Here is a 2,629-nt window from a genome sequence, read left to right as displayed (position 1 = left end):
ATCCACTGCCTACAGCCTCGGCGCAGCCGGCCAGTCCGGTGCATCCGGCGTCGCCTCCGGTCTCGGCAATGTCGCCTCGACCGGCGCGTCGAAGGCTGGCTCCGCCATCGCCAGTCCGTTCCGCCGCGCAGCCTCGTCGATGCGGGAGAGCTTCCAGGCAGGCGGGCGGGCCGTGTCCGGTGAAGCAGGCGCCGAGGCCGGAGCGGAAGCGGCGTCCGCACCGACCGCATCATCTGCCACGGCCGACAGCCCGCCCGCATGGGCCAAACGCATGAAGCGTGGCCAGCAGATGGCGCATGGCGTCCAGGCCGCGGCCCACGCCGTCAAGTCCGGCGACGCCCACGGCGGCGGCGCTTCCGTCAACCTCTCCGAAAGCGACTGACCATGTTCAAGCGACCATCCACCCATTACGGCAAATCCCCCGAACCTGAGACGCCCTACCACCGCGCCGCCCAGATCTGGGACGACCGCATCGGCTCCGCTCGCGTACAGGCGAAGAACTGGCGCCTCATGGCCTTCGGCTCTTTGGCGCTCTCTGCTGGATTATCGGGCGCGCTGTTCTGGCAGTCGATGAACGGTTCGATCGTGCCCTGGGTGGTTCAGGTCGATAAGCTCGGCCAGGCGCAAGCCATCGCGCCCGCCACCGCCGACTATCAGCCCAACGACGCGCAGATCGCTTTCTACCTCGCGCGCTTCATCGAGCAGGTCCGCTCGATCCCGGCCGACGCAATCATCGTGCGGCAGAACTGGCTGCGCGCCTATGACTTCACCACGCAGGCCGGCGCGCTGGCGCTGAACGACTACGCCCGCGCCAACGATCCTTTCGCCAAGGTCGGCAGGCAACAGATCGCGATCGAGGTGTCGAGCGTCATCCGCGCCTCGCCATCGAGCTTCCGCATCGCCTGGATCGAGCGCCGCTATCAGGACGGATCGCTCGCCTCGACCGAGCGCTGGTCGGCGATCGTGACCGTCGCCGTCCAGTCGCCGCGCGACGCCGACACGCTCAGGAAGAACCCGCTCGGAATCTACATCAACGCCATCAACTGGTCGAAGGAGCTTGGACAATGACACCGACCTTCCGTCATGCCGGGAGGCCGGCTTTCCGCAATGCCTCACTCACGGCTTTACTGCTTTCCGCTTCCGCGCTTGCCGGATGTGCCGGGCACATTCCGCCGCCGGAGATTTCCTATGACGATGCGGCGCCCGCCGTCATCACGGCCGATCCGCCCAAGCCCGTGCAGGTGGTCGAACTGCCGAAGCCGTTGCCACTTCCCGGCCAGTTGAAGCCGGTCGGCAAGGACGGCAAGCCGACGCCCGAACTGCCGGACCCTGCCGCGCGCGTGAACGAGGCCAATGCCGCAGCCCGGATGCAGCCGGTGCGCAACGGCTTCATCAACTCGATGCAGGTCTATCCCTTCGTCGATGGCGCGCTCTATCAGGTCTATGCCTCGCCGGGGCAGATCACCGACATATCGCTTCAGCCCGGCGAACAGCTCGTCGGCTCCGGTCCCGTCGCTGCCGGCGACACGGTGCGCTGGATCATCGGTGATACCGAAAGCGGCACCGGTGCGGCGAAGGTCGTGCACATCCTGGTGAAGCCCACCCGGCCCGAATTGCTGACCAATCTGGTCATCAACACCGACCGGCGCACCTATCACATGGAACTGCGCTCCACCGAGAAGACCTATATGGCTTCGGTGTCCTGGCAATATCCGCAGGACCAGCTCATCGCGCTGCGCCGCCAGAACGCGCAGGCTGAGGCCCAGCAGCCGGTCGCGAACGGCATAGATCTATCCCGCGTGAATTTCCGCTATGACGTGTCGGGCGACCGCGCGCCGTGGCGGCCGCTACGCGCATTCGACGACGGCAGACAGGTGTTCATCGAATTTCCGCGTGGGATCGGCCAAGGCGAGATGCCGCCGCTCTTCGTCGTCGGGCCAGAAGGCGAAACCTCCGAACTCGTGAACTACCGCGTGCGCGGCAACTACATGATCGTCGATCGGCTGTTCGCCGCCGCTGAATTGCGCTTCGGGGCGGACAAGAACCAGAAGCGCGTCCGCATCTCCCGGACGGACGGGAGGCCTGCGTCGTGAGCGAGGAACATCCCGAGAAGGAGGAAGGGAGCAAGCCCGATGCGGCCCCTGCGCCAGAGGCAGGTGATGACGCCCGGCCGCTGACCGGCGAGCCGGTCGCGCCGATGCGGTTGCGTCCCGAACCGCCGCGTGTCACCCGCCTGTCGCGCAAAGTGCTGGCGGGCTTGAGCCTCGCAGCCAGTGTCGGCGTCGGCGGCGCGCTCGTCTATGCGCTCCAGACCCGGCATGGCGGCGATCAGGGCCAGGAACTGATTTCCACTGACAACCGCACCACGCCGGACGGGCTGGCCGGCCTGCCGAAGGATTATAGCGGCGTGCCCAAACTCGGCCCGCCGCTGCCCGGCGATCTCGGCCGGCCTATCCTGAGCGCGCAAAACGCAGGCCAGCCCGTGCCGATGCCGGGGATCGCCACGCCCTCCGGGCCGGTCGGACCAACCCCGGAAGAACAGCGTCAGGCACAGGAGCGGGAAGCGGCGCGCAATGCGAAGCTGTTCGCGTCCACCGAGACGCGGCCCGCGAACACCGCGGCCACGCCT

The 2,629-nt window shown here is 67.4% G+C and carries 2 protein-coding genes and 2 pseudogenes; all 4 read left to right on the top strand.

Features of this window, described 5'->3' with window-relative positions:
• Positions 1-382: pseudogene (locus HUK82_RS15870) on the top strand (P-type conjugative transfer protein TrbL); the annotation flags it as partial.
• Positions 383-384: 2 nt separating this feature from the next.
• Complete coding sequence (gene trbF, locus HUK82_RS15865; protein ID WP_176614859.1) at positions 385-1,068, top strand: conjugal transfer protein TrbF; 684 nt, start codon at positions 385-387, stop codon at positions 1,066-1,068.
• Entirely contained in the window at positions 1,065-2,093 is a 1,029-nt protein-coding gene (trbG, locus tag HUK82_RS15860) for a P-type conjugative transfer protein TrbG (RefSeq protein ID WP_176614858.1), read from the top strand. Before trbF ends, trbG begins: the two co-directional genes overlap by 4 nt.
• Positions 2,090-2,629, top strand: a pseudogene (locus HUK82_RS15855) (TrbI/VirB10 family protein); the annotation flags it as partial. The gene trbG and the pseudogene HUK82_RS15855, both read left to right, overlap by 4 nt.

The organism is Ameyamaea chiangmaiensis, from assembly GCF_013376175.1.
Lineage (GTDB): Bacteria > Pseudomonadota > Alphaproteobacteria > Acetobacterales > Acetobacteraceae > Ameyamaea > Ameyamaea chiangmaiensis.
This window is presented reverse-complemented; position numbering and strand designations above follow the sequence as displayed.